The sequence below is a fragment of the Pseudomonas sp. ACM7 genome (genome assembly GCF_004136015.1).
Taxonomy (GTDB): Bacteria; Pseudomonadota; Gammaproteobacteria; order Pseudomonadales; family Pseudomonadaceae; genus Aquipseudomonas; species Aquipseudomonas frigoris.
Window position 1 is genome coordinate 2,876,471 of sequence record NZ_CP024866.1, and the last position, 25,323, is coordinate 2,901,793.

The 25,323-nt window shown below is 59.7% G+C and carries 24 protein-coding genes; 8 read left to right on the top strand and 16 right to left on the bottom strand.

Features of this window, described 5'->3' with window-relative positions; genetic code table 11:
• Positions 1 to 10: 10 nt before the first annotated feature.
• The 5 genes from CUN63_RS13440 to CUN63_RS13460 are packed head-to-tail and all read right to left on the bottom strand — an operon-like array spanning position 11 to position 10,201.
• A complete protein-coding gene (locus CUN63_RS13440; protein WP_165353317.1) occupies positions 11 to 2,002 on the bottom strand; it encodes a vWA domain-containing protein in 1,992 nt (663 codons plus the stop codon).
• Positions 2,002 to 3,033 (bottom strand): hypothetical protein, encoded by a 1,032-nt coding sequence (locus CUN63_RS13445; RefSeq protein ID WP_129440040.1) that lies wholly within the window; start codon positions 3,031 to 3,033, stop codon positions 2,002 to 2,004. Before CUN63_RS13445 ends, CUN63_RS13440 begins: the two co-directional genes overlap by 1 nt.
• Positions 3,034 to 3,036: 3 nt before the next feature.
• Positions 3,037 to 5,748, bottom strand: a complete 2,712-nt coding sequence (locus CUN63_RS13450) for a putative virulence factor (RefSeq protein ID WP_129440042.1) — start codon at positions 5,746 to 5,748, stop codon at positions 3,037 to 3,039.
• Entirely contained in the window at positions 5,745 to 8,810 is a 3,066-nt protein-coding gene (locus tag CUN63_RS13455) for a virulence factor SrfB (RefSeq protein WP_129440044.1), read from the bottom strand. Before CUN63_RS13455 ends, CUN63_RS13450 begins: the two co-directional genes overlap by 4 nt.
• 17 nt (positions 8,811 to 8,827) lie before the next feature.
• The gene (locus tag CUN63_RS13460) at positions 8,828 to 10,201 is read right to left on the bottom strand and encodes an SrfA family protein (RefSeq protein WP_129440046.1); all 1,374 of its coding nucleotides are present in this window, start codon (positions 10,199 to 10,201) and stop codon (positions 8,828 to 8,830) included.
• 266 nt (positions 10,202 to 10,467) lie between these two features.
• On the opposite strand from CUN63_RS13460, the gene CUN63_RS13465 reads away from it, so the two are divergent.
• Positions 10,468 to 11,679, top strand: a complete 1,212-nt coding sequence (locus tag CUN63_RS13465; RefSeq protein WP_129440048.1) for an aldose 1-epimerase family protein — start codon at positions 10,468 to 10,470, stop codon at positions 11,677 to 11,679.
• A gap of 80 nt (positions 11,680 to 11,759) precedes the next feature.
• Here CUN63_RS13465 and CUN63_RS13470 read toward each other — a convergent pair whose 3' ends face one another.
• The 5 genes from CUN63_RS13470 to CUN63_RS13490 form a co-directional block, all read right to left on the bottom strand.
• A complete protein-coding gene (locus CUN63_RS13470; RefSeq protein ID WP_129445098.1) occupies positions 11,760 to 12,062 on the bottom strand; it encodes a hypothetical protein in 303 nt (100 codons plus the stop codon).
• The gene (locus tag CUN63_RS13475) at positions 12,049 to 12,552 is read right to left on the bottom strand and encodes a hypothetical protein (protein ID WP_129440050.1); all 504 of its coding nucleotides are present in this window, start codon (positions 12,550 to 12,552) and stop codon (positions 12,049 to 12,051) included. The genes CUN63_RS13470 and CUN63_RS13475 overlap by 14 nt, the downstream gene beginning before the upstream one ends.
• A gap of 137 nt (positions 12,553 to 12,689) precedes the next feature.
• Positions 12,690 to 14,180, bottom strand: a complete 1,491-nt coding sequence (locus CUN63_RS13480; RefSeq protein WP_129440052.1) for a YifB family Mg chelatase-like AAA ATPase — start codon at positions 14,178 to 14,180, stop codon at positions 12,690 to 12,692.
• Between the two features lie 302 nt (positions 14,181 to 14,482).
• On the bottom strand, positions 14,483 to 15,004 hold the full coding sequence (locus tag CUN63_RS13485; RefSeq protein WP_129440054.1) for a Bro-N domain-containing protein: 522 nt from the start codon (positions 15,002 to 15,004) through the stop codon (positions 14,483 to 14,485).
• Positions 15,005 to 15,440: 436 nt separating this feature from the next.
• Positions 15,441 to 15,701, bottom strand: a complete 261-nt coding sequence (locus CUN63_RS13490) for an accessory factor UbiK family protein (RefSeq protein WP_123365066.1) — start codon at positions 15,699 to 15,701, stop codon at positions 15,441 to 15,443.
• A gap of 418 nt (positions 15,702 to 16,119) precedes the next feature.
• Here CUN63_RS13490 and glnK point away from each other — a divergent pair, with 418 nt between their 5' ends.
• The 4 genes from glnK (at position 16,120) to sutA (ending at position 18,898) form a co-directional block, all read left to right on the top strand.
• Positions 16,120 to 16,458, top strand: a complete 339-nt coding sequence (gene glnK / locus CUN63_RS13495; RefSeq protein WP_002555808.1) for a P-II family nitrogen regulator — start codon at positions 16,120 to 16,122, stop codon at positions 16,456 to 16,458.
• Between the two features lie 35 nt (positions 16,459 to 16,493).
• Complete coding sequence (locus CUN63_RS13500) at positions 16,494 to 17,831, top strand: ammonium transporter (RefSeq protein ID WP_033060693.1); 1,338 nt, start codon at positions 16,494 to 16,496, stop codon at positions 17,829 to 17,831.
• Between the two features lie 215 nt (positions 17,832 to 18,046).
• On the top strand, positions 18,047 to 18,472 hold the full coding sequence (locus CUN63_RS13505; RefSeq protein ID WP_008030499.1) for a secondary thiamine-phosphate synthase enzyme YjbQ: 426 nt from the start codon (positions 18,047 to 18,049) through the stop codon (positions 18,470 to 18,472).
• A gap of 102 nt (positions 18,473 to 18,574) precedes the next feature.
• Positions 18,575 to 18,898 carry a transcriptional regulator SutA gene (gene sutA, locus CUN63_RS13510; protein ID WP_129440056.1) on the top strand — a complete coding sequence of 108 codons (324 nt, stop codon included), beginning with the start codon at positions 18,575 to 18,577 and terminating at the stop codon, positions 18,896 to 18,898.
• Positions 18,899 to 19,097: 199 nt separating this feature from the next.
• Here the strand turns inward: sutA and CUN63_RS13515 are convergent, their stop codons facing one another.
• From CUN63_RS13515 to CUN63_RS13540, 6 genes are read right to left on the bottom strand one after another with little or no spacing between them, the layout of a single operon-like run.
• Positions 19,098 to 19,802: an HAD family hydrolase gene (locus CUN63_RS13515; protein WP_129440058.1), complete on the bottom strand. Its 705-nt coding sequence runs from the start codon at positions 19,800 to 19,802 to the stop codon at positions 19,098 to 19,100.
• A complete protein-coding gene (gene xerC, locus CUN63_RS13520; RefSeq protein WP_129440060.1) occupies positions 19,799 to 20,698 on the bottom strand; it encodes a tyrosine recombinase XerC in 900 nt (299 codons plus the stop codon). Before xerC ends, CUN63_RS13515 begins: the two co-directional genes overlap by 4 nt.
• 2 nt (positions 20,699 to 20,700) lie before the next feature.
• A complete protein-coding gene (locus CUN63_RS13525) occupies positions 20,701 to 21,426 on the bottom strand; it encodes a DUF484 family protein (protein ID WP_129440062.1) in 726 nt (241 codons plus the stop codon).
• Between the two features lie 13 nt (positions 21,427 to 21,439).
• Positions 21,440 to 22,270 carry a diaminopimelate epimerase gene (gene dapF / locus CUN63_RS13530; protein WP_046045083.1) on the bottom strand — a complete coding sequence of 277 codons (831 nt, stop codon included), beginning with the start codon at positions 22,268 to 22,270 and terminating at the stop codon, positions 21,440 to 21,442.
• 4 nt (positions 22,271 to 22,274) lie between these two features.
• Positions 22,275 to 23,522 (bottom strand): diaminopimelate decarboxylase, encoded by a 1,248-nt coding sequence (lysA, locus tag CUN63_RS13535; protein ID WP_129440064.1) that lies wholly within the window; start codon positions 23,520 to 23,522, stop codon positions 22,275 to 22,277.
• A gap of 9 nt (positions 23,523 to 23,531) precedes the next feature.
• Positions 23,532 to 23,717, bottom strand: coding sequence for a lipoprotein (locus CUN63_RS13540; protein ID WP_129440066.1), 186 nt, complete (start codon positions 23,715 to 23,717; stop codon positions 23,532 to 23,534).
• 357 nt (positions 23,718 to 24,074) lie between these two features.
• Here CUN63_RS13540 and cyaY point away from each other — a divergent pair, with 357 nt between their 5' ends.
• From cyaY to rnk, 3 genes are all read left to right on the top strand, one after another.
• On the top strand, positions 24,075 to 24,407 hold the full coding sequence (gene cyaY / locus CUN63_RS13550) for an iron donor protein CyaY (protein WP_129440070.1): 333 nt from the start codon (positions 24,075 to 24,077) through the stop codon (positions 24,405 to 24,407).
• 4 nt (positions 24,408 to 24,411) lie between these two features.
• A complete protein-coding gene (locus tag CUN63_RS13555; protein ID WP_129440072.1) occupies positions 24,412 to 24,630 on the top strand; it encodes a DUF1289 domain-containing protein in 219 nt (72 codons plus the stop codon).
• 282 nt (positions 24,631 to 24,912) lie between these two features.
• A complete protein-coding gene (gene rnk / locus CUN63_RS13560) occupies positions 24,913 to 25,323 on the top strand; it encodes a nucleoside diphosphate kinase regulator (protein ID WP_046045088.1) in 411 nt (136 codons plus the stop codon).

Genomic DNA, 25,323 nt, shown 5'->3' on the forward strand with positions numbered 1-25,323 from the left:
CGGCGTCTCGTTAAGGCATCATTTCCAGTGGCACGGGGTACACGTTGTCCCGTGCATCACTGTCCTTGGCTAAAGCGACCCAACGGTCGACATCCGCGTTGTAACGCTGGTAATGCCGCAGTTTGGTGTTCAGCGTACGGATGAATTTCTCTTGCGCCAGACCGTCCCAGCTCTTCCAGGTCTCTTCATCCAGGTTCAGCACTTCACTCTGATAGGGCAGGTCTTCGAGGTACTCGCCGAGCACGCCCATGTCCGCCAGTTTGGCGTTGCTGTTCTGTTTGAGCTGATTGGGATCGGCGCCCATGGTCGCCGCCACCGAACGCAAGCGATCGAACATTTCCGTCGGTGAAATCAGGCCTTCGTTGGCCGCATCGAGAATCTGCTTCATCACGTCGCTCAAGTCGCTGAGCTGGGATTTGGTCAGCAGCACCCGCACATCGGTGGTCGGGATGTTCTGCTTGATCAGGTCGCGGTCGGTGATCCACGCCTTGAACACCGGCGGGGCCTTGCTGTTGGTCTTCTCGCCGAGGTAGGCGAGTTGCATGGCGTGGCCGATCAGCGCCGCGTCTTCGAGCATTTTCTTCTCGGCCGGGTCCTGCTTGGCGTTCGCTGCACTGCCGATGGCGTCCTCGCCCATGTAGGCGGCTTTCACTTGTGTAGTGATCGCGGCGGCCAGTGCGTCGACCTTGCGCCCGAATTCATGAATATCGCCAGCGTTGACCGGGTAATACAGCGAGGTGTTGGTGCCCGGGTAGGTCGACAGGTTCTGGTACTGCGCCTCGGCCTTGGCGTGGTCCTTGGCCCCGGCCGGGGTTTTCAAGTGCAGGGTGTAAATCGCCACGCCCGGATTGGCGGCTTCGATGCGCACCTGCGCGGCGCTCAAACCGGTCTTCGACAGTTTGTCGTCACCTTCGATGGCGCCCGCGTCGGTGATCAACACCACGTAGCGCGCGCCGAACTGGCTCCAGTCGACCTTGTCGATGCTCTCCATGACGCCGGCAAAGGCGTCCTCATCGAAGCTGCTGCTCGACACAGAGGCCTGTTTGAGGTCGGCGATCTTGGCGAAAAAGTCGGCGCTGTCTTTCACTTTGGTAGGGTCGGCGTACATCTTGGTGGTGTATTCCAGCCCCGGCACCGCCTGGGTGTTGGAGCGGAAAGCGACCATGCCGAACTTGACCTGCTTGCCGAGGTTCTGTGCTTCGATCCGCTGATAAACCTTGCGGATCGCCTCGCGGGTGCGGTCGATGTACGGGTCCATCGAGATCGTCGAGTCGATGACAAACACCACCGCCGCACTGAATTCCTTCAGTTGGTTGGCGTTTTTGTCCTCGGGCTCCTTGCCGCCGGCAGCGTTGTTGGCAGATCCGCCCTTGGCGTTCTTGTCATCTGGTTTGCTGACCGACGCGACATTGAGCAGGCGCGTGCGGAAACCGCCTTCGGTCATGACTTCTTCGCCGCTGAGCACCGGCAGCAGATAGAACTGCTTTTGCAGGTCGACGAAATATTCAGGCTCCTCAGCCAGCACCCCCGGTGCTTGCTGGCCCTTTTTCAACTTGGCCCGCAGCGGCGCAACTTTGCTCACCGGGTCCGGTGCATCAAGGATGGCTTCGACAGTGGTGCGGTCCTTGAAGAACAGCAAGCGGTCGCGGTTGGCCGGGTTGGTGAAGGCCAGCGTCAGCTGCATTTTCCAGTCGGTGGTGCAACCGGCGGGCAACCAGCCAATGGTTTTACCGTAACTGTCGGGGCCGACTTTCAGCCATTCGGCGTTGTTCGCTTGGGCACGTTCGTACACGTAAAAGCGGCTGAACACAGGCTGTTCGTCACCTGCGGCACCGCCCGCTGTCGGGCTGATCTTGCACCCTGGTGTGGTCAGCACGCGTTGGAACAGGGTCTTTTTACCGGCTTGGATCAGCGGTTTGTCATCGGCCTGGGACAGCGGGCTGATATACAGCGCCAACAACGCGGCGCCGCTCAACAGGAATCGACTCACGGGCGAACGCATCACTTCTGCAACTCCTCAAAACGCTGCTTGGCTTCGGCGTTGTTCGGGTCCTGGGTGAGGATGGTTTCGTACCAATAGGCCGCCGTGGCGTTGTCCGCGACCGGGAAGCACTCGCTGGCCTTCAGGTATTTAGGGTCGTATTCGCGGGCATAGGCGTTGGCGATCAGCGCGTCACCGGCCTGGGCACGGTTGGCGTACAGGCGCTGGGCGACACCGCAGTGTTTGCCGGCCTTGGCCTGGTTGATGATCTCCAGCAACTTGGCACTGTCGGGTGCGGCCTTGATGCAGGTCTGGACGAAGGTCAATTCGGGCAGGCTGTTCATGCTATCGAGGGTGCAGGCTTGAGCGTCGGCGCCGGCCGGTACGGCGGCAACGGCTGTGGCCACCGGGGCAGTCGCCGGGGTGCGTTTGTAGAACCAGAATCCGCCGCCCGCGGCCAGCAGCAACAACACGACAATCAACAGGCCGATCAGGCCTTTGTTGCTTTTCTTCACCGGTGCGGGAGGCGGTGTGTAGGCGCGCTCGGTGAGCACTGACTCTAATTCCACTTCCGGTTCGGCGGTAGACAGGATCAGTTCAGGCAGCTCCGGGATTTCCGGGATTTCCGGTGCCGGTGCACTCGGCGCCGTCAGTTCGGCGCCACCATACGTCGAGCGCGTCTGGCCGCCGGCCGTGGACGGCAACACGCCAACGCCTGGCCGAACTACGCCTTTGTCCGCGTGGCCTTGGCTCTGTTCACGCAGTTCGATCTGGAATTGCGAGTTGGCGCCGCCTTCCAGCAGCGGGTCGACCACGTCTGGGCCGACCTGTGCCTCCAGGCCTTCGCCGCTGGCCGTGACGTTGAAACGCGAGACCTTGAACCAGAATGGATTGTTGCTCCAGGCCTTGTGGTCCTGGAGGTAAAAACCGTCCTGGTTACGCTGAATGGAAAACTCCAGCTGTTCCTCGCCACCCTGCCATTTCTTCACAGTGAGGCGGGCCTGGCCAGGCACATTGGGCTCTAACGCGAGCAGGTCGACACGAATTGGCATTGCTTATCTCGCTGTGAAGGCTGTGAGCACTTGGCCCAGCCGTTCATTCTGTTCAGGGGTGATTTCACGTCCGGCGCCATGGCCGGCATTGTCCTGCGTGAGGTAGGCCAGGCCCGATAGCCAGTCGCCGAGATACCGCTGCGCCTGATTCGCCGGTTGCGCCGGTAGCACGGGCACTTGTCCCGGACTGATGTCGGTGTAGAACGAGAACAGCGGCGCCTTGGCACCGGCGCGGCTGTTCGGACGCTCGCTTACCGGCTTCTGCAGGTAGCCGAACCAGGACACGAAATCGCGCAGTACCCGTTGCACTTCCAGGACTTGGCGCTCGACCAGTTGATCGCGCCGTGCGCCGCTTTGTGCACGCTTGAGGACCGCACGGCTCAGTTGCCCCGGCAAGTCCTGGCGATAGCCGGCGGTGATCAGTTCGTCGACCACCGCTTCCAGCAATGCTTTTTCCAGACCGAGCAGGTTGAGCAGGCTTTGCCGGGTGGTCAGTTCACGCAGGTGCGCAATCCAGGCCTTGAATGCCGCTTTGGCGAATCGGTGTTCGTTGCTTTGCAGCTCGGGCGCCAGGGTGTCGGCGTTGCTGCTGACCGGAGCTTCAGGGCTTGTGTCGTCACCGAAATCGAAATCGAAACCGGCGTCGTTGCCATACAGGCTCTGGCTCGGTGTCGGTGCGACCGGCTCGTCGTCCACGGCCGGCTCGTCATCGGTTTCGTACACGCCGCTGAGGTACAGGTCGCGCACCTCTTCGCTCGGCATGTCGAGTTGATCGATCAACTCACCGAGCACCGCCGGGCGACGGCCCAGGCCCGTCAAAATCATTTGCGCTTTGGCTTTCTTGGCGGCTGCGGCACCATCGCCGTCGGCGTGGTACCAGGGGCTCAGGCCGTGAGTGGTCAGGCCTTCGAGGCACTCGCTCAATTGCTCGCGGATGCGCTGCAATTTGAATTCGATATTGGCCACGCCTTTGAAACTGCCGCTGAAGTGGTTGATGCCACCGTCATCGTTGCGCAGCATTTCTGCCCAGGCGTTGGCCGGGTTCCTGATGTGTTTGCACACCAGAGCGTTGCTGGCGAAGCTGGTGCCCAGCGCGCTGACACGTTCCTGATAGATGGCATTGAGGCCGGTTTCCGCACCGTTCGCGTCTTGCCCGATGAACGCCGCGTCCATACGAGGTTTGCGCACCAGGTAGGTGTTCTGGAACGGTGTGCCGGCCCAGTCGTTCATCCAGCTCAGGCTGCCGAAGCGCTCCAGCATGGTCAGCTTGACCATGCCGTTCCAGCTCTCGTCGTACTGATCCGGTGTCAGGCTGAGGGAGTTGGTAATGCGCAGGTCGAGCATGGTCAGCGCCCAGATCAGACCGGTGTCGCGCTTGCTGCGAGCGGCCGAATCGGCGCCCTGGGTCTTTTCGATCCAGCGGGTCAGCACCGGGCCCACGTCGTTGACGTCGCTCTGCTTGGTCGAGCCTGTGCAGACCACCAGCGCGTTCATTTCCTGGTTGTCGGTGTAGCGTTCGAACAGGTAGGCGACCTTGCCGCGCAGGATCAGCTGGGAAACGGAGTTGTCCTTGGCGGTGGATTGCGGGTCGTTGGAATCGGCGATCTCGTGCAGTTTCTGGCGCCCGCGATAACCGGGGAAATCCAGCAGGTCGACCTGATTGACGATGTCATCCACCGGCGCTTCGATCAGGCGGAAGGTCATTTCGGCGGTCAGTGCCGCCAGTTGCGCGACCGCAATCGCCTGACTGTTTTGCAGGCGATCGCCAACCAGCGGTCGAACTTCAATTGGCAAGTCCAGCGGGCTGCCGAAGCGTTCGAGGATGTCGACGTTCATGATGCTGTCGCGCTGGCTGTAGGTGTCGTTTTCGAAACTCACCAAGGCCTTCAACGGTGCGAACACGGTCTCGGGCAGGCCCAGCTTGTGCAGCGCTCCGGCCAGTTGCTGGTACGCGCGCGTCAACTCGCTTTGCTCACCCCAGAGAATTGAAAACAGCTCGGCCCGTTCCTGGAAATTCAGGCGTGGCGCCAGTTGCAACGCTTTGGGCCAGTACAGGTGCTCAAGCTTCTTCACCGAGTTACGGAAGTTGTCGCGCAGGTAATCCCACAGCGACACCAGATCGTCGGCATTGACCCCCGTTTGCAGAGGGCCGGTTTCGCGGCCCTCGAACGGTTTGAGCACGCGCTGGATACGCTCTTCGTCGATCTCGTAGGAAATCCGCTCAAGGTCGAAATCCTTGAACCAGGCGTTGGCGAGAATCTTCGCCAGCTCGATTTCCTTGAACAGCGTGAGTTCTACCGGGAAGTCATTGTCCTGACTTTCCGTCGCCCGACGGCTGAAGCGCGTTACCAGGCCGGTGGCTTCCTTGCCACCACCCACCGGGTTGATGTGCTTGATGAAATCCAGGCGATGGTCGCCGAACTCGGTTTCCAGCTTGCCGTTCTGACCGGCGGCGAGGGCCGAAATCAGGTAGGACTTGCCGGCCTGGGACAAGCCGAAAAAACCGATGGTCATCGGCGTGCAGGCCACGCGACCGAGGCTTTGAGCCAGATTGCGGGCGCGATGCAGGCGGATGTTCAGGTTGTCGGCTTCGCTGTCCAGGCGCGGCGCGTTGCCCCGCGTCTGGCCAATCCAGTCCAGCGCCTGACCGGCGCCTTCATAAACAGCGGCCCAACTGGCAGAGAGCTGAGTTTGATCGGGGGTCAGATCATTCATTTGCGTTTCACACTTCCACTGTCGAGCCAGTACTTGGTCTCGCTCAGGCCGGCGTCGAGCATGGTGTTGAGTTCCAGCTCGAGGTCGCTGCGCGGGTTGAAGTTGACGTTGTTACAGTTGGATTCGATGTCGCGAACCGAGAGGCGGTCGCTGACCAGATCCTGCTTGCGTGTGTACTTGTCCGCCGGCTTGACCTCGAACCGTACCTTGAGCAGCGGCGCGCTGCCGTTTTCACCGATCGCGCGGGAAAACTTCTCCCGACCGGCCTTGGTGAACCGCAAGGTATACAGCGGCGAGGCGGCCCAGCGGTCGGCGGCCAACTGACGAAAACCGAGGCGCAGATCGCCGCGCATTTCCAGTTGTTGCGTGTCGGCGGCATCGCCAACGCCGATTTCCGGCAGCTTGATTTTGTAGTCCTCGGACTGGATGTCGCGGTACAGCACGTCGGCATCCTTGATCACGTTGTTCAGGTCGATCACGCCGATGTGCTTGACGGTCGAATACGGCTTGAGCGCCGAAGCACGGAAGTAGAAGTTCGGCACGCTGTGGTTGGCGCACAACAGGCAGAGCATGGCGCCCACCGACGCGGTGCTTTTCGGGTCGTCGATCCGGCCGTTCTTGTGGAACGGATACCAGCCGCCAGTGCGGTAGTTTTGCAGCGCCAGAATGCGCCCCGGTGGCAGCGGCAGCACCTTGCGAATGAACGCCTGGATGCCAGGCAGGCGCGAAGGACGGCCGGTCAGCAGCAAGACATCGCACGGGTAATGCGCGACCACTTCACATAGCGCACCGAGAATCTTGGTGATGTTGATCTGGTCGTTGAGGAAAGCGGCGTGAAGCTTCTGCAGGTCGAAACTGATCGGCGCGTCATACAGGTCGAAACCGCTCTGGCCACCGACATCGCGGCGCACGGCGGCGTTGACGTAGTCGAGCACGGTCTTGCTGATCGCGTTGTCACCGAGCAATTGGCGGTAGCTTTGCGGGGTGACTTCTTGCGGAACCTGCGGATCGTAATGCTCGTACGCCTTGAGCAGCGCCAGGCCCAGCGGGGCGAATACCTGCAGGTTCAGTTGCTGGCGCAGGATCATGTCCTGGGCGCTGACCGATTCATCGCCACACAGCCGTGACATCAGCGAATCCGGGGCTTTCACGCCGGCGTTCTGCAAGGCTTTTTCGAAACTCGGCAGGATGAAGTCCTGAATCACGTCCAGCAGGATGTCGTCGCCGGCTACTTTGAAGCCATCGCGAAAACGCTGCTCGGGCACGATATGCACGTTGCTGCCGCTGCCGGTATTACCCGCGCGGTCGAGGCGATAGTCGGTGATCACCAGGTCGGTGGTGCCACCGCCGATGTCGATGGTCGCGAGGGTGATGCGTTGGCGGTCGGTCTTGTCCGGCCGGGCAATGGTGTCAAAAAACTCTTCCGGATGACCGGCGAAGTTCTCGTTGACCTCGGTGTACAAGTACACCAACTGGCCGCAGGACGCTTCGTCCCATTCCACGCGGATACTAGGGATCGGCGTGCGCGGGCTGACGGCCTGATCCTGATGTGGATCTTCCTCGCCGACATGCCAGCCGAGGCTTTTCCACACCAGGCCGATGGCTTGTAGCATGCGTTCGTTGAGGATGCTGCGCTCGGCCTGCGGCATGCCCGGCGGCACGGTCAGGGTGATGCTGTTGAGTTGGCGCGGTACGCGGGTGTGACCCTGGCGCGAACGCTGGGCCGGGCTGTTGATTTGCGACAGCGCCTGGGCCAGTACTTCGGCGAGCATGAAGGTCATCAGCGAGCTGCGTGAATAACGCGGCATGAACACTGGTAGACGATCGTCTTCTTCGAGGCTGTATAGCGCCTCGCCGGTTTCGTTGATCAGATGCGAGAACGGCGCGGCGGTGGCGTACGGTTCGTTGTCGGTCTTGATGTACGAGCAGTTGAAGCGCCAGCCGTGGCCGTAGGCGTTTTCGTCCCACAGATAACGTTTCGGGCTGGACAGGCCAGTGGAACCTTCGGTGCCGCGACGACGGCTGGCCAGACGGCTGGCCTCATTGCCGACGCGGGCAATCGTCGCCCATTGGAACGCATCGTGACGGCCGCTCTTGACCGAACAGTGGTCCTTGCCGAAGTACGCCTGGGCGAATTCCACACGGCTTTCGAACGGCAGATTGTAGGTGTGTTCCGGGGTGATCAGGTCGCGCAGTTCCAGCACGTAGTTCTGTTTCAACCCGGAACCGGCCTGACCGTGGTTTTCGATCAGGATGCCGCAGGTGCGCGAGTTGCCGACGTCCAGCACCAGGTCCACCGGAATCGGTTTGACCAGGCCATTGCTGTCGTTGGCGACTACTTTCAGCTCAGGGATTTCAACTTTCGCACGGGCCGTCGACTGCTGGGCGGCGGACGGCTTGCTCAATAGACTGAGCAAGTTGAGGTAGTGCGCCAAGTGATAGTTGGCGCGGATGTCGGTGTCCAGCTCTGCGCGCGAGCGGTGGGCATTGCCCTCGTTGAACACTTCCAACAGCCACTCGTTGACCCACGGTTGGGCCAGGAACCAGCGGGTTTCGCTGGCCTTCGTCGCCAGTTTGAAGGACACGCCGGAGCTGATGTCTTCTTCGTTTGGCGCCAGGTAAGCGGTGCCGTCACGCTTGGGCATCACGCGGCTGTCGAAGGCCATCGTCAGGCGGTGGGTGTTGCCGTCGATGTCGGGCGTCGCCAGCTTCACCAGACGCATGCGCGACCAGTTGGTCGGGCCTTCGTCGAAGCGATGCGGCGGCATGAAGCGGAAAAACGGGGTCGGCAGCCAGATACCGTCCAGCAACTCGAGGCTGCTTTTCATGTCGACGCTGAACGCAGGTTTGGCTTTCTCGACCTTTTCCGGTTCAGGTTCGTAGAAAAAGAAGTCTTTCTCTTCGTTGTACGACAGGCGGCAGATCAGCCCGCTGATCATCGGCGCGAATTCGCCGGTCGGTTCCTTGCGAGGATCCAGACGCAGTGCGAAATCCATGAACTGGATGCCGGTGTCGCTGACCAGCGTGACGGTGTCTTCGAATTGGGTGACTTCAGGCAACATGTCGGGTTATTCCGTTTTTATTCGGCCACGTGCCGCATGGACATGGGGAATTGTTCTTTGCCGTAACCGCCGGTGCAGTCTGCGACTGTGGTCGCCCCTTTGCGGCAGTTGACCTTGGGCATGTCGTAAGTGCTGCCATCGCCACACACGGCCTGGCCCTGACTGTCGATGGCCAGGCTGCCACCCTTCATAGTAGCGCTCACCGGCCCGCTGCATTTCGTGCCGTCGGCCTGGTGTACGGTGACTTCGCCTTTACCGTCCTTGAGCTGGTATTCCAGACGCAGGGGTTTGCCGGTTCGGCGATCCTGAATACCGGCACCGGCGCGGAACTGACCGTCGAGGAACTTGGCGGCACCATCGGCGGCGTCTGGCGGAATGCTCAGGGGAGGGCCGGGTTTTGCGGCGGCGGATTTTTCGGCCTCGGGCGATGTGATATCCGGCGGCGCAGTTTTGTTTTCGGGTGGCGCGGCTGGGGCTTCGGCTGCCGGGTCTTTGGCTGGGTCTTGGGTCACGCCGGCGGGTGCTGCGTCAGCCTCGTTGCCCTCGACCGCCGGCGCTTCCACGCCATGGGTTCCGGTCACAGCGGTGCCGGTTCCCGTGGTTGAGCCTACAACGGTGCCCGTCACAGGAACGCCATTGAGCGTCGTGGTATGGCCGGTCAGTTGTGGTTCTTCCAGTTGCCTTTCAACAGGCACGATGCCCTCGGGGAGCAGATTGACCGCCACCAGTGGAATCGGCACGCAACCGCGCAAGCCCAGTAATAGCCACAAAAGCAGCAGCAACAAAGGCAGCAGCAACAGCCACCACCAGCGCCGCCACCACGGACGAGCAATCACCGGCACGACGGGAGGCGCAACCACGGGCGCGGCTTCGACCACCGGTGGCAGCGTAAACGCGGGCGGAACCTGATAGAGGCAGTGCAGGGGATCGCGATTGCCGGTACCGGCATGCTCGAAGCCCCAAAAGGTCAGCACCGGTTTGCCTTGCACCAGGTAGACGAAGTTTTCGTCGGGGAAATGAATCACACGCTTGAGCAGCTTGCCGAACACGGCTTTGTCGCCTTGCTGCTGTTCGGCTGGATCAGTGCCCAGGAAACGCTGGCTCAATTCCTCGAGTGCGGTTTTCAGCGCTTCAAGTTGGCGGCGTGCAGGGGCGCGTTCTTCTTCGGTCGCGCTGCTCCACGGGATCACATCGCCGTCGAGGCCGCTGTACCAGTCGATCTGGTTACCGAGCTCATCGCTTTGAGGGATGGCCAGGTGATCGACCATTTCAGGGTTCTTGCGGCGAATGGCTTCGCGCAATTGCAGGGCCGCCCGGTAGACCGGTTGACCTGTCTCGCCCAGGGCAGTGAATGACCCGCTCTTACCGCTGCGTAATAGTGCCCCGCGCATTCAAACTCCATATGTTCCGCTGCGCAAAAATGACAGACAAAGGTGTCTGCTCTTGCTCCTGCAATTAGCTGGCGACCTTAATGTCATAATGATGTCGCCGTCAATCTGCCGGAGGTTCAAAACCGTATGAGACTAGCGTAAGCGTGCGGAGGTTGCATGAGGTCAATTTAAATTGGCTTGGGAAGGCTCGGGTGTACGCTTTTTAGGCTTGCTGAATCGTTTCATCAGCGCTATAAAAAACGCACAACTCCAAGAAAGGCTTCCCCATGACTCCGCTCAAATTCGTCGTTGCCTTTGGCGCGCTGTCCGCCTCCCACGCCATGGCCTGGGATTACGTCCTGCTCGACAGCGACAAGGCTGCCCAAAACTGGCAGGTCACCAGCCAGCAACTCGGTGTAAAAACCGACAAACCCTTCTCCGTGACCCTTCGTAACTTGCACGGCGGCCGGCAGGAGGGCGTCAGCATCGTCGACATCGATAACGGCACGATGAAACTCTCGGTGGTGCCGACCCGCGGGATGAACGTCCTGCAGGCGTCGGTCGGTAATGTGCGCATGGGTTGGGATTCGCCGGTCAAGGGCGTGGTCAATCCGTCCTTCATCGAACTCAACGGTCGCGGCGGGCTGGGCTGGCTCGAGGGCTTTAACGAACTGGTCGCCCGCTGCGGCTACGAGTGGGTTGGTCACCCCGGCATGGATAACGGGGAATTGCTGACCCTCCACGGCCGTGCCGCCAACATCCCGGCCAGCAAAGTCACTTTGCACATCGATGAAAAACCACCTTACGCGATCAGCCTGCGCGGTGAGCTCAAAGAGCAGGCGTTCAAGAAAGTCGACTTCTCGGTGATGACTGAACTGGTCACCGAACCTGGCAGCGCGGCGTTCTCCCTCAACGACACCCTCACCAACAACGGCGATTATCCAAAGGAATATCAGGCGCTGTATCACAGTAACTTCAGTACGCCGTTTCTGGAGCAGGGCGCTCGTTTTGCCGCACCGGTGAAGCAGGTGTCGCCGTTCAATGACAAGGCCAAAGGGGATTTGCCGGATTGGCAGACTTACCGCGCGCCGACCAAGGATTACGACGAGACGGTTTACAACGTAGTGCCTTATGGCGATGCCAAGGGTGACACGTTGACCGTGCTGCATAACAAGGCGGGGAGCCTTGGGGTATCGGTGGGTTTCAATACTCAGCAGTTGCCGGTGTTCTCCCTGTGGAAAAACACGGACACTCAAGGGCAGGGCTATGTCACGGGTCTTGAACCGGGGACGAGCTTTTCCTACAACCGTCGGTATCAGCGGCCACTGAATCTGGTGCCGACGATTGGGGTTAAAGAACAGAGACAGTTTCAGATCCGGTATAGCTTGCTGGTGGATAAAGGGGCTGTGGATAAGGCTTTGAAAACTGTGAGCGACATTCAGGGTGGTCGGGAGACTGAGGTGCGGCAGGCGCCGTTGGTGGATTTGAGCAAGGAGTAAACTCGCGTTAACTCCCTGTCCGTCGAGAGAACGAGATGAGCAGTAATGCCTGCGATAGGTGTTCACTGCTCGTTGAGGTGTCAAAAGGGAAGCTTCATTTTTGAAGCTTGTGCGGCATCAAACAAACGCCGTATGAAGTCGAAGTCGCTCCAGGTTTGATTGGTATAAAACCGGTATTCTTTGTCTTCGATATCATCGAAGTAATAGATGACGTACTCCGCATATTTTTCATCGGAGTTGAAGCTGTAACGTAATGAAAGAGAAAAGGCTTTTTCATTTAGCTTGACTAGCGAGTTGTTGTCGTCATAGCTCCAGGAGAATTCACCTTGCTCCGTTTTCGCTGTAAGCGTTTTGACAAAATCGAGAAATCTAGGCGGTAACATATTGTCGCCCTCTGGCCGGGTTAACCTTTTCAAGGTTCTCTTTGATGTTTTCAAGGTTGTGATGGATAAGAATTCTTGCTTTTTTCTCAAGCGGAGCGCTTGCCGATGTGAAAATCCCTTTCCTGACGGCGGTTTCAGTTTCTCCAAGGATATTGTCGATCCTCTCAAACTCCTCGCCTGTGCCGGGTATCTTGGCAAATAGAATCCTGAAATGCTGATAGCACTTCAGCGCCAATTGATAGTTTTCGGTATCCATATAACCTGCTGTTTCATTAAGCGTCGCGAGGCATTCGCTCACGGCTGAGGCACCCTCTACCGCTTTTGCTTCCTTGAGCACTTTTTTGGCTTCTGCACTGATGCTTCGTGAGTAACGAACGCTGTGCAGGACTTCGGATATTGAAATGATGAGCGCGACGATGGTTATCACCGTGCCAACGTAGGAGAAGTTATTCAGGGTTGTCGGAGAGCCGATAACGATTTCCTGCTTCAACAGCGCCGCCCACACGGTAACAGTGCTTATGAAGCAATAGACGAATCTAATCCAATGACTCTTTAGTAACTCCATGTCTTACTGGCGCTCTCTCTGGTATGTGATCTGCTGAAGGGCTTTGCGGTAATAACCATCAATTACGCTGAGGCTGGTCGATATTGCAATGCTTCCGCCAAGTGCTCGCGTGTAATTGCATTCACCTGTTCAAGGTCTGCCAATGTACGGGCTACCTTGAGCAGACGGTGGGCCGACCTGAGTGACAAGGTCAAACGCTCGCAAGCAGTTTCCAGCCACGCCTCGTCGGTTGTGGATAACTTGCAGTGTCGACGCAGCCCTGGCAAATCAAGGAATGCGTTGGCACAGCCCTGGCGTTTGTTTTGACGCTCCCGGGCGTCGGCGACCAGCACCGCAGCAGTGGCTGTGTCATCACCGGGTTTGAGCGCAGGGTTCAACGCCGTGGCTTCCCGAGCGACGGTCAGGTGCAGGTCGATCCGATCCAGTAGAGGCCCCGACAATTTGTTGCGATAACGCTGGACCATGTCCGGTGTACAACTGCATTTGCCGCTGGGCTCGCCAAGATATCCACAGGGGCACGGGTTCATTGCGGCCACCAATTGAAAGCGCGCCGGAAACCTCACACGATCCTTGGCGCGGGAAATCACGATGTGGCCGGACTCCAGCGGCTCCCTTAAAACCTCCACCTTGCGGTCGAACTCCGGGAGTTCATCGAGGAATAGAACGCCATGATGGGCTAGGGTGATTTCGCCGGGTTGTGGCTTCGAACCGCCGCCCACCAACGCCGGGCCGGAGGCCGAGTGATGGGGCTGGCGGAACGGTCGTTGCGGCCAGTGGCTCAAGGGCACGCAACTGGTGACGGATTGAATGGCAGCGACTTCCAGCGCTTCGTTTTCGGCTAACGGGGGAAGCAGCCCCGGCAACCGACTCGCTAACAACGTTTTTCCGGTCCCCGGCGGTCCGCTGAACAGCAGGTTATGAGCCCCAGCCGCCGCAATCAGCAATGCGCGCTTGGCCGAGATTTGCCCCTGCACTTCATTCAAGTCCGGATAGGGTTTACTTGCGTAGAGCAACCCGTTGGAAACGTAGGGTTCGACCGGCGTATGTCCATTGAAGTGCGCAACGGCTTCCAGCAGGTGATCCACGGCAAACACCTTCAGCCCCGACGCCAGGCACGCCTCCTCGGCGTTCGCCCGCGGCACCATCAGTGAGCGTCCGGCCTTGCGTGCGGCCAGCGCAGCCGGCAACACTCCTCTCACGGCACGTACCGCGCCTGACAGCGCCAATTCTCCCAAGCATTCAATGTCATCCAGCGTCAACGTCGGCACCTGTACGCTGGCGGACAGAATTCCCAGGGCAATCGCCAGATCGAACCGTCCGCCATCCTTTGGTAAGTCCGCAGGCGCGAGATTCAGCGTGATACGCCGCGCCGGAAATTGCAGACCCGAGTTGATGATTGCGCTGCGTACTCGATCCTTGCTCTCCTTCACGGCCGCCTCGGGTAAGCCGACCATCGTCAATGACGGCAGACCGTTGGCCAGATGGACTTCTACGGTAACGGCAGGCGCATCAACGCCGATCTGGGCGCGACTATGGACGATGGAGAGTGACATGGTCGTTCCTTGAGTTTTACGGGAACCGCTTCCTGCGGTTTTTTGAAGGGTAGTCGGGGGCGCGTAATGGCGCAGGCGCCAAATTTTCGCAGGATGTTGCGAGTGTCTTTCTGATGGGTGAAGCGTAAGGGAGTGGGGATTTGCGACGTAATCAGACGCGGGAGCCGCGTTCTGTAGGACCGTACTGAGATCATTGAAGGGCGTTAGATTAAAAGCTTTCAGATGTAGGAAATGGCAGCGTTAGCTGTGGGCTAATGCTGCCAGAAGACATACATATGCAGTTTGTGTAGTGCTATTGGTTGTTAAAGCGATTGCAACATCCGCGAAGCACGCTTCCACCACGGTGCATTGATCGAGCGCTGCGGCCGTTCACTATCCGCCAGCATGTGCGGAACATCCTGCAAGCGAATCCACGGTTGGTTATTCCAGTGCAGCAAACTCAACGACATCTCGGGCCAATTGAGCAGGCTCAGAATCGGGCGTTCGGTTGAGGTGGGGTGCAGGGCGTCTCTGAGGGTGGGGACCACGTCGTGGGTCAGCCATTCGCGCAGGCCTCGGTATTCGGGGCAGTAGTGGTAGACGAGCAGGGCGTAGACGCCGGATTCGCTGATTAGCAGGGTGTTTTCGATGGTGCCGTGGATGAGCATTCGTAAAGTTTGGTGTTGGTCGGGATCGAGTTTTCGGACGGCGCGTTCGTCGAGGTAGAGGCGTAGCAGGCGGCCCAGGTCGCGGGCGCTGAACCAGGGTTGGTTTTCCAGGAGGAGGGCGTGGAGGTGGAGTTTGTGGCGGGTGAAGGTGTGAGGAGTCAGATAGTTTTCGTCCATGGTGCAGTACCCAAATTCGCTTGATAGACGACTGCCACTTATCGTCGCCAAACAATAAGGGTGGCAGCTGCGTGCGGGTTGGCGAACCGGCCAAGCGAATACCGGCAGACCCGAAGGTCTCCCACACGCAGCCGCCATAATTCGAATTGGGAGAGATATCCATAATCGAATGAGGTTGCGTGCATAGCTTGGTTCCAGGTCGCCAAACCCAGTGCTGAATATTCAGCAGAAGGTGAGCTTAGGAACCGGGGCTTTGCGGCGCAATCGGACGGCGGTGGTTTTCTTGTAGGACGCTGCCGGGGTTCTTGAGGGCTTAAAGATCAAAAGATCGCAGCCTTCGGCTGCTCCTACAGGGGTGGTCTGTCTCGTGTGGGATGGCTGGTAGACCGAGGCGACTCCATTCGCGGGCAAGCCCGCTCCCACAGGGAATGTGGTGTTATTCGGAAGGTGGATTGAGCTTCGCTTCCAGCTCTGCCACCTTCGCCTCAAGACTTTCCAACCGCGCCCGGGTCCGTGCCAGCACGACCATCTGGCTATCAAACTCTTCCCGGCTCACCAGGTCCAGCTTGCTGAAGCCGCTCTGCAACAAAGCCTTGAACTGGCTTTCGATTTCGCTTTTCGGCAGTGGAGTGTCGCCGCTGAAGAGGCGGGAGGCGGTGCCGCTCAGGGCATCGAGGAAGTCTTTGGGCGCGAGCATGGGAAATGTCCTGTCAACAATGGCGGGCAGTGTATCACGCAGTGTCTATAGTCAATCTCGCAGTCAGGGGTGCACGCTTTTCGCGCATGGGGACGGACGGTTGTGCACTGTTGTTGTGCGTATCCGTCGGGCCATTTGCGCGAAGCCGCTTGCAGCAGCGGCCAAAGGCTTGAAATCAGTGGGTTTTGGCGAGATGGCAAGCTTTCTGCTTAGTCGGTAGTGACCCATGCACTGATGCAGTCGCTGTGACGAATGCAGTGCGCCAAGCGGAACGGGGGAAGTGTTTCGTGCGGAGTGGTTAGCAGGCGTCGGACGGGCAGGTAAGGCCGACGATGCGTTACAAAGCCAGGCACTGCGCTTAGACTTGAGTCGGGTTTGTTTTCCTGGGGCAAGTCCACCAATTCGGGAGAGAGTTTTCATGAAGCTAGTCACTGCCATCATCAAGCCGTTCAAACTGGACGACGTACGCGAGTCGCTGTCCGAGATCGGCGTGCAGGGCATTACCGTTACTGAAGTCAAAGGCTTCGGTCGGCAGAAGGGTCACACCGAGCTGTATCGCGGCGCGGAATACGTGGTCGATTTCCTGCCAAAGGTGAAGATCGACGTCGCCATTGACGACAAGGATCTTGACCGGGTTATCGAGGCGATAACCAAGGCTGCCAACACCGGCAAGATCGGTGACGGCAAGATCTTCGTGGTCAATCTGGAGCAGGCGATTCGCATCCGTACCGGCGAAACCGATACCGACGCAATCTAAGCCGCCACAAACCCAACGCCCCAGGAGAAAACAATATGACTCTGCGTAAATTCGCAGGGCTAGGAGCCCTGTTGTCCCTCGTAATGCCCGGCCTGGCCATGGCGGCAGACGAAGTGGCAGCCCCAGTCCTCAACTCCGGCGACACTGCCTGGATGATGACCTCGACAGCCCTCGTGCTGTTCATGACCATTCCCGGCCTCGCGCTGTTCTACGGCGGCATGGTTCGCTCCAAAAACATTCTTTCCGTGATGATGCAGTGCTTCGCCATTACCGGTCTGATCAGCATCCTGTGGGTCATTTATGGCTACAGCATCGCGTTCGACACCACCGGCATGGAACAGGGCGTCATCAACTTCAACTCGTTCTTCGGTGGCATGGGCAAGGCATTCCTCGCCGGTGTCACGCCAGCGAGCCTGACCGGGCCTGCGGCGCTGTTCCCTGAAGCGGTGTTCGTCACCTTCCAGATGACGTTCGCCATCATCACCCCTGCGCTGATCGTCGGTGCCTTCGCCGAGCGGATGAAGTTCTCCGCCATGCTGATCTTCATGGGCGTCTGGTTCACTCTGGTTTATGCACCCATCGCGCACATGGTCTGGTCCGGTAACGGCGGCCTGTTGTGGGACTGGGGCGTGCTGGACTTCGCCGGCGGCACCGTGGTGCACATCAACGCCGGTGTGGCCGGTCTGATCGCCTGCCTGGTACTGGGCAAACGTAAAGGCTTTCCGACCACCCCGATGGCGCCGCACAACCTCGGTTACACCCTGATGGGCGCTGCCATGCTGTGGGTTGGCTGGTTCGGCTTCAACGCCGGCTCCGCCGCAGCGGCCAACGGCACTGCTGGTATGGCGATGCTGGTGACCCAGATCGCAACCGCCGCCGCTGCACTGGGCTGGATGTTCGCCGAGTGGATCACTCACGGCAAACCAAGTGCCCTGGGTATCGCTTCGGGTGTTGTGGCCGGTCTGGTTGCAATCACCCCAGCCGCTGGCACCGTGGGCCCGATGGGCGCTCTGGTCATCGGTCTGGCTGCCGGCGTGGTGTGCTTCTTCTGCGCCACCACCCTGAAACGCAAACTCGGCTATGACGACTCCCTGGACGCCTTCGGCGTGCACGGTATCGGCGGTATCCTCGGCGCGATCCTGACCGGTGTCTTCGCTGCACCGTCGCTGGGTGGTTTCGGCACCGTCACCGACATCGCCGCACAAGTCTGGATTCAGTGCAAAGGCGTGGGCTTCACGGTGATCTACACCGCGATCGTCACCTTCATCATTCTCAAAGTGCTGGACGCCGTCATGGGTCTGCGTATCACTGAGGAAGAAGAGGCGGTCGGCATCGATCTGGCACTCCACAACGAACGCGGCTACAACTTGTAAGTACGCGCACAAAAAAACTTGCCCGGCTTGCCGGGCATTTTTTTGTCTGGAGTTTGTCAGTGAAGGAACTGCTGAAAGGTTTTTTCGTACACGTTTAGTGGCGTTTACGACAAGCGTTTTTCTGCGGCCAATGGCTTACATGATTGAAGGAATATTAGGGCCTTTGTTTTTTCCCAGAGCGCGCTAGAATGCGCCCCGAACGTGCGGAGAACTGTATGTGGCAACAGACTCTGATTACCCTGCGGGCGAGGCCCCGGGGCTTTCATCTGGTAACGGACGAGTTACTCGCCGGCCTGCCTGAACTCAAGGCATGTCGGGTCGGCCTGTTGCATTTGTGGCTGCAGCATACCTCGGCGTCGTTGACCATCAACGAGAACGCCGATCCGGCGGTACGTCGCGACTTCGAACGATTTTTCAATCGTCTGATCCCACAAGGAACAGACGGCTATGAGCATAACGACGAAGGCCTGGACGACCTCCCGGCGCACTTCAAGGCCAGCGTGCTTGGCTGTCAGCTCAGTTTGCCGATTTCGGCAGGCCGACTGGCGTTGGGGACCTGGCAAGGCGTTTATCTGGGCGAGCACCGTGATTTTGGCGGTGCCCGTAAAGTCCTCGCCACCGTGCACGGTGAAGAGGCATAAACCGCTGGTTGCCAGCGGTTGTAGAATTTTTTCCGGCGGCCTTCGACAGACGGCGAAGCTGGGCTATAACTAATCTGCTTTTCGCAAGTCATGAGGTAGAACATGAGCGACGATGATCTGGAAAACGACGACCTCGAAGTAGGCGACGACGACGAAACCGAAGAAGGTCTGGAAACAGCAGCGGAAGACGTTGCTGACGACGATGGCGGTGAAACGCCCGTTCCGACCGCCAAAGGCAAAGCCAAGGCAGCGGTATCGGTCGATGAGCTGCCGAGCGTCGAAGCAAAAAACAAGGAGCGTGACGCTCTGGCGCGGGCCATGGATGAGTTCCTGGCCAAGGGCGGCAAGGTGCAGGAAGTGGAGGCCAATGTGGTCGCCGATCCGCCCAAGAAGCCTGACAACAAGTACGGCAGCCGGCCTATCTGAGCCTGCTACTTGCTTGCTGAAAAAGCCCGCCGTCGCTGCGGGCTTTTTTATGGGCAGTGTAAAAATCTGGAATTTGCAGTGATCCCCTGTGGGAGCGGGCTTGCTCGCGAAGGGGCCGTGTCAGTCAGCATTGATGTCGACTGACACACCGCTTTCGCGAGCAAGCCCGCTCCCACATTTGATTTTGTACTAAACAGGATCAATGTTGGGCGTTCCAGAGGGCCAACAACGCCGGCAACTCGCTCAGGCTGCGTATCTCGGCATCTGGTGCCTTCTCGGCTTCCCAAACTTTGCCCGTCGGGTTAAACCAGATCGCGCGCAATCCCGCCTGCTGGGCGCCGGCAATGTCGTCACCCGGATGATCGCCGATATGCACGGCCGTCTCGGCCGTCGCACCACCCCGTTGCAACGCCTCATGAAACAGTCGCGCATCTGGCTTGCCGATGCCGATGTCTTCGGCGCACAAGGCAAACTTGAAGTAATCCGCCAGCCCTAGCCGACGCACATCGGCGTTGCCATTGGTGACCACGCCGAGGGCGTAGTGATTGGCCAGCGTCTCCAGGGTCGGTTGCACCTCAGGGAAGATTTCCAGCTGATGCCGCGCATGCAGAAATACTTCAAAACTCTGATCGGCCAGGTCTGAGGCCTGACCATGGCCGTAACCAGCCTCTTCCAGTGCGTGGAACAAGACTCGGCGGCGCAAGGCGCTGATGCGGTGCTTGAGGCCCGGTTCACTGCTCAGGATCCGTTCGCGAATCGCCCACAAATGCTCCACCGGCACGGCGCCCAGATTCGGTGCATGCTCGGTCAGCCATTCACGCAGTACGGCTTCGGCGCTGACGATCACCGGGGCGGTATCCCACAGGGTGTCGTCGAGGTCGAAGGTGATCAATTGAATTCTCATGACTCATCGCCTTTGATGCGTTTGGCCCTTGGATGGGCGCTGTCGTAAACCGTTGCCAGGTGCTGGAAGTCCAGGTGGGTGTAGATCTGGGTGGTCTTGATGTCCGAGTGGCCGAGCAGTTCCTGCACCGCTCGCAGGTCCTGGGAGGATTCCAGCAAATGGCTGGCGAAGGAGTGTCGCAGCATGTGCGGATGCAGGTTCTGTCCCAGTTCGCGCTCGCCAGCGGCCTTAACCCGCACCTGAATCGCCCGTGGGCCGAGACGCCGGCCTTGCTGGCTGACAAACACCGCGTCGTCCGCCGGGTTGGTCATGGCCCGTAGCGGCAGCCACAGCTCCAGCGCTTCGCGAGCTTTTTTGCCGACCGGCAGCAGTCGGGTCTTGCTGCCCTTGCCGAGCACTTGAACCATGCCGTCGGCCAGGTCCAGCTGATCCAGATTGAGTCCGGTCAGCTCCGACAGCCGTAAACCTGAGGAATAGAACAGTTCCAGAATCGCCTGATCCCGACGTGCCAGAAAATCATCCTCCACCGCGCCCTCAAGCAGTTGCAGTGCGCGGTCGGTGTCGAGGGTTTTTGGCAGCCGACGTTCGCCCTTCGGCGGCGCCAGGCCGTTGGCCGGGTCGTGGTCGCAAAGGCCTTCGCGGTTCAGATAGTGATAGAGCCCGCGCACCGCCGACAGCAGCCGCGCCAGGCTGCGCGACGATTGGCCCTGTGAGTGCAGGCGAGCGATCAGGCTGCGCAGGCGCTGGATGTCCAGGTCTGCCCAACTGCTGATGTTCTGTTTGACGCACCAGCCCAGCACTTTGTCGAGGTCGCGGCGGTAGGCGTACAGCGTGTGAGGCGACACCTGCCGCTCACTGCGCAGGTGTTCGCAGTAAGCGTCCAGTTGCCGTTCCACGATCAGCGTACCGAGCGCAGGGAGGTGTTGACCCGTGGCAGCACGCGGCCCATGACTTCGGCGATGTAGCTGAGGAACAGCGTGCCCACCGAACTCTTGTAGTGCTGCGGGTCGCGGCTGGCGATGGCCAGGACGCCGTGGATGCCTTGGTAGCTGATGGCGACGACGGCGGTGGAGCCGATCTGCTTGCGCTGTTCTTCGCCAAACAGGAAGTCCAGTTCGTGTTCACGCAGGCTGCCGCTGACGCTTTTGTCTTCCGAGAGCAAGCCGCCGATGGCCGTTTGCGCGTCGGCATGGGTCACCCAACGGCCCACCGGCATCGGGTTGTCACCCAGCAGAATCAGGCTGACGAAGGGCACCTGGAAGTCCTGGCGCAGGCTGTCTTCGACACTGATCACCACGTCTTCCAGGCTGGTGGCGTCCATCAGCGCGAGAATCAGGCGGCGGGTCTTGTCGAAGAGGCGGTCGTTGTCGCGGGCCACGTCCATCAAGTGCGAGAGGCGATGACGCAACTCGATATTGCGGTCGCGCAGGATAGTCATCTGGCGTTCGACCAGCGAAATGGTGTCGCCACGCTGGTGCGGAATGCGCAAGGTTGCGAGCAGTTCTTCGTGCTCGACGAAGAAATCCGGATGAGCCTCCAGGTACGCGGCAATAGCCGCCGCCTCAAGGCTTTCGGAAGGGGATTCGTCGGGCTGTAGGGCGGGAACCTGGGGCTTATCTTTCATGGATTCGACTCTCTCAAAGACGCACTTGTCCTTCATAAACGCGCACTGCCGGGCCGGTCATCATGACCGGTTGGCCAGGGCCTGCCCATTCAATGGACAAACGCCCGCCGGGCAGGTCGATCAAAAGCGGCGAATCCATCCACCCCTGGCTGATCGCGGCCACTGCGGCAGCGCAGGCGCCGGTTCCGCAAGCCTGAGTTTCCCCAGTCCCGCGTTCCCAGACGCGCAGCTGCGCGCGGCTCCGGTCGATGACCTGGAGAAAGCCGACATTGACCCGCGCCGGGAAGCGCGGATGGTTTTCGATTTTCGGCCCCAGTTCATGCACCGGTGCATTGTTGATGTCGCTGACCCGCAGCACGGCATGGGGGTTGCCCATGGACACGGCGGCCAGGTCGACCAGGGTGCCGTCGACGTCAACCTGATAGCTCGTGGCCTGCTCCGGCGCTTCAAATGGAATCTCGGCCGGCACCAGGCGCGGTGCGCCCATGTTGACACCGATCTGCCCGTCGCTGCGGATATCCAGTTCGATGATGCCGCTTTTTGTTTCGACGCGGATCTGCCGCTTCGCGGTCAGGCGCTTGTCGAGCACGAAGCGAGCGAAACAGCGCGCACCGTTGCCGCACTGTTCCACTTCGGAGCCATCGGCGTTGAAAATCCGATAGCGGAAATCCACGTCCGGGTTGCTTGGCGCTTCGACGATCAGCAACTGGTCGAAACCGATACCGGTATGCCGATCGCCCCATTGCTTGGCGTGTTTGGGCAGGATGTGCGCATGCTGGCTGACCAGGTCGAGGACCATGAAGTCATTGCCCAGGCCGTGCATCTTGGTAAAACGCAGCAGCATGGTTTTACTCCGGCAGCAGGCTTTCGCCAGCAAACAACTCGGCTACCGTCTCACGGCGACGCACTTCAAATGCCTGATCACCGTCCACCAACACTTCAGCGGCACGGCCGCGGGTGTTGTAGTTGGAACTCATGACAAACCCGTAGGCACCGGCCGAATGCACGGCCAGCAGATCGCCTTCTTCCAGGGCCAGCTGACGATCCTTGGCCAGGAAGTCGCCGGTCTCGCAGATCGGCCCGACGATGTCGTAGGCACGGGCAGCGGAGTTGCGCGGGCGCACGGCGGTGACGTCCATCCAGGCCTGGTACAGCGCCGGGCGGATCAGGTCGTTCATGGCCGCGTCGACGATGGCGAAGTCTTTGTGTTCGGTGTGCTTGAGGTACTCGACCTGGGTCAGCAGCACGCCGGCGTTGGCGACGATAAAGCGGCCCGGCTCGAACACCAGCGCCAAGTCACGACCGTCGAGACGCTCGCGCACGGCTTTGATGTAGTCGGCAGCCAACGGCGGCTCTTCATCGCGATAACGCACGCCCAAACCACCACCGAGATCAATGTGGCGCAGGTAAATACCGCAATCGCCGAGGCGGTCGACCAGGCCCAGCAGGCGGTCAAGGGCGTCGATGAAGGGCGGCAGGGTGGTCAGTTGCGAACCGATGTGGCAATCGACGCCGACCACTTCCAGGTTTGGCAGTTGGGCGGCGCGGATGTACACGTCTTCGGCGTCGGCGATAGCGATGCCGAACTTGTTCTCTTTAAGACCGGTGGAAATGTACGGGTGGGTGCCGGCGTCGACATCCGGGTTCACTCGCAGCGAGATCGGCGCGCGAACGCCCAGCTCGGCGGCGACCACTTGCAGACGTTCCAGCTCATCGGTGGATTCGACATTGAAGCAATGCACGCCGACTTCCAGGGCGCGACGCATGTCGTCACGGGTCTTGCCGACACCGGAGAAAACGATCTTGTCGGCGCTGCCGCCAGCGGCCAGTACGCGTTCCAGCTCGCCACGGGAGACGATGTCGAAACCGGCGCCCAAACGCGCCAGGACATTCAGTACACCCAGGTTGGAGTTGGCCTTGACCGCAAAGCAGACCAGGTGCGGCATGCCGACCAGCGCATCGGCGTAAGCCAGGTACTGGGCTTCGATGTGCGCACGGGAGTAGACGTAGGTCGGTGTGCCAAAGCGTTCGGCGATGGCGGACAGGGCAACACCTTCCGCGAACAGCTCGCCGTCACGGTAGTTAAAAGCGTCCATGGCGTTCCCTTATTGGTAGACGTCGTGCTTGTGTGCTTTCGACGCAGGCTGCTTTTGCGAGGACTTGGCTTGCTCGGCAGGGTCCTGGCTATCGTCAGGCAGGTACAGCGGGCCTTTTTGACCACAGGCCGATAATAAGCTGACAAAAGCGACGAGCGAAGCGAGCGCAGCAAGGGAAGAGATCAGGCGCTTCATGGCGAAATCCTTGAAAATGCATTAATTGCGCCGGAGTATACCGGCCACCCGGCAGCTTGCCTATGCGACGGGGCTCCCGTCCGGCGGGGCTTGGCATGATGTCGGCGAGTTATATGCAATAGATGTGGGAGCGGGCTTGCTCCGGGCGGCGTTCCGACGAATGCGGTGGTTCAGTCAACAAACATGTTGGATGTGTCGGCCTCTTCGCGAGCAAGTCGGGTCGCCGCATCGCCGCTCCCACAGGTACAGCGCTACCATATCGATATCGACGCTTGATCGTTATCCTTTGCAATCACCGGGGCTCGCCCGTATCTTGCGGCGCTTGAGCGTGAGTAGACACTTTTTGAGGTTCCCGCAATGAGTTTGACTGAAGCCCGTTTCCACGATCTGGTCGATGCCACCCAGCAAGCGCTGGAGGATATTTTTGACGAGTGTGACCTGGATATCGATCTGGAGAGCTCGGCCGGTGTGCTCACCGTCAAGTTCGAAAACGGCAGCCAGTTGATTTTCAGCCGTCAGGAACCCCTGCGGCAGCTGTGGCTGGCGGCCGTGTCCGGTGGTTTCCACTTCGATTACGACGAAGAGAGCGAGCGCTGGATGTGCGACAAGAGCGAAGAGCAACTGGGCGAAATGCTCGAGCGCATCGTCAAGCAGCAAGCTGACGCCGAGCTCGATTTCGAAGGCCTGTGAGATCGTGACTCAGCCTGCGCCCGTTCGACCGCCAAAACCGCTCTACAGCAATGTCAGCCCGGCGGTGGCTTCGCCATGCAGCGGTGTGTGTCGGCTGGATGAACAGAAGGTCTGCCTTGGGTGTTTTCGCCATGTCGAAGACATCCGCGAATGGCGCTCGGCCGATGACGATCGGCGGCGAGTGATTTGCGCGCAGGCCATCCAGCGCAAATCCTGCGCCTGACGCGCAACTTGTGGGAGCGGGCTTGCTCGCGAATGCGGTGTATCAGTCGATATCAATTTTGACTGTCACATCGCATTCGCGAGCAAGCCCGCTCCCACAGGGTCTACTCTGAGTGAGCTCACGATTTTCCCCTGTCAGGGCCGTGGTCACCCCTGACTTGTATATTTATTGAGCTGTGATAGTGTCGAGAAACGCCTCAACCCATCGAGGCTCGTGAAAACCCCGCCTTTTTCTGGCGGGGTTTTGCTTTTTCTGTGCAGAAGAAAGGAGTCTGCCCAAATCATGACCGCACCTTCAATCACCCTTACCCGTCTGGACGTGCAACGTCTGGAGCGCCTGATCGACAGCCTGGATGACACGCTGCCGGGCGTTATCGCGCTGCAAACCGAACTGGATCGCGCCGATACCCTGGTCGGTCACGATGAAGTGCCCGCCGATGTCGTAACCATGAATTCCCGTGTGCATTGCCGCGAAGAAGGCAGCGGCAAGGACTATCACTTGACGCTGGTTTATCCGAAGGATGCCAATGCCGACGAAGGCAAGATTTCCATTCTGGCGCCGGTCGGCAGCGCACTGCTCGGTCTCAAGGTTGGTCAGCACATCGACTGGCCGGCACCGGGTGGCAAGACACTGAAACTGACCCTGCTGGAAGTCGAATCGCAGCCGGCCGAGGGCGGCCACTTTCCGGAATAA

What these genes read in the sequence shown, in the direction of transcription:
- CUN63_RS13480 (WP_129440052.1), bottom strand. Translation starts at nt 14,180, where the DNA reads ATGTCACTCTCCATCGTCCATAGTCGCGCCCAGATCGGCGTTGATGCG.
- cyaY (WP_129440070.1), top strand. Translation starts at nt 24,075, where the DNA reads ATGAGTTTGACTGAAGCCCGTTTCCACGATCTGGTCGATGCCACCCAG.
- CUN63_RS13450 (WP_129440042.1), bottom strand. Translation starts at nt 5,748, where the DNA reads ATGAATGATCTGACCCCCGATCAAACTCAGCTCTCTGCCAGTTGGGCC.
- CUN63_RS13515 (WP_129440058.1), bottom strand. Translation starts at nt 19,802, where the DNA reads ATGAGAATTCAATTGATCACCTTCGACCTCGACGACACCCTGTGGGAT.
- CUN63_RS13505 (WP_008030499.1), top strand. Translation starts at nt 18,047, where the DNA reads ATGTGGCAACAGACTCTGATTACCCTGCGGGCGAGGCCCCGGGGCTTT.
- CUN63_RS13460 (WP_129440046.1), bottom strand. Translation starts at nt 10,201, where the DNA reads ATGCGCGGGGCACTATTACGCAGCGGTAAGAGCGGGTCATTCACTGCC.
- CUN63_RS13490 (WP_123365066.1), bottom strand. Translation starts at nt 15,701, where the DNA reads ATGCTCGCGCCCAAAGACTTCCTCGATGCCCTGAGCGGCACCGCCTCC.
- rnk (WP_046045088.1), top strand. Translation starts at nt 24,913, where the DNA reads ATGACCGCACCTTCAATCACCCTTACCCGTCTGGACGTGCAACGTCTG.
- glnK (WP_002555808.1), top strand. Translation starts at nt 16,120, where the DNA reads ATGAAGCTAGTCACTGCCATCATCAAGCCGTTCAAACTGGACGACGTA.
- lysA (WP_129440064.1), bottom strand. Translation starts at nt 23,522, where the DNA reads ATGGACGCTTTTAACTACCGTGACGGCGAGCTGTTCGCGGAAGGTGTT.
- sutA (WP_129440056.1), top strand. Translation starts at nt 18,575, where the DNA reads ATGAGCGACGATGATCTGGAAAACGACGACCTCGAAGTAGGCGACGAC.
- CUN63_RS13440 (WP_165353317.1), bottom strand. Translation starts at nt 2,002, where the DNA reads ATGCGTTCGCCCGTGAGTCGATTCCTGTTGAGCGGCGCCGCGTTGTTG.
- CUN63_RS13540 (WP_129440066.1), bottom strand. Translation starts at nt 23,717, where the DNA reads ATGAAGCGCCTGATCTCTTCCCTTGCTGCGCTCGCTTCGCTCGTCGCT.
- CUN63_RS13455 (WP_129440044.1), bottom strand. Translation starts at nt 8,810, where the DNA reads ATGTTGCCTGAAGTCACCCAATTCGAAGACACCGTCACGCTGGTCAGC.
- dapF (WP_046045083.1), bottom strand. Translation starts at nt 22,270, where the DNA reads ATGCTGCTGCGTTTTACCAAGATGCACGGCCTGGGCAATGACTTCATG.
- CUN63_RS13470 (WP_129445098.1), bottom strand. Translation starts at nt 12,062, where the DNA reads ATGTTACCGCCTAGATTTCTCGATTTTGTCAAAACGCTTACAGCGAAA.
- CUN63_RS13485 (WP_129440054.1), bottom strand. Translation starts at nt 15,004, where the DNA reads ATGGACGAAAACTATCTGACTCCTCACACCTTCACCCGCCACAAACTC.
- CUN63_RS13465 (WP_129440048.1), top strand. Translation starts at nt 10,468, where the DNA reads ATGACTCCGCTCAAATTCGTCGTTGCCTTTGGCGCGCTGTCCGCCTCC.
- CUN63_RS13525 (WP_129440062.1), bottom strand. Translation starts at nt 21,426, where the DNA reads ATGAAAGATAAGCCCCAGGTTCCCGCCCTACAGCCCGACGAATCCCCT.
- CUN63_RS13500 (WP_033060693.1), top strand. Translation starts at nt 16,494, where the DNA reads ATGACTCTGCGTAAATTCGCAGGGCTAGGAGCCCTGTTGTCCCTCGTA.
- CUN63_RS13445 (WP_129440040.1), bottom strand. Translation starts at nt 3,033, where the DNA reads ATGCCAATTCGTGTCGACCTGCTCGCGTTAGAGCCCAATGTGCCTGGC.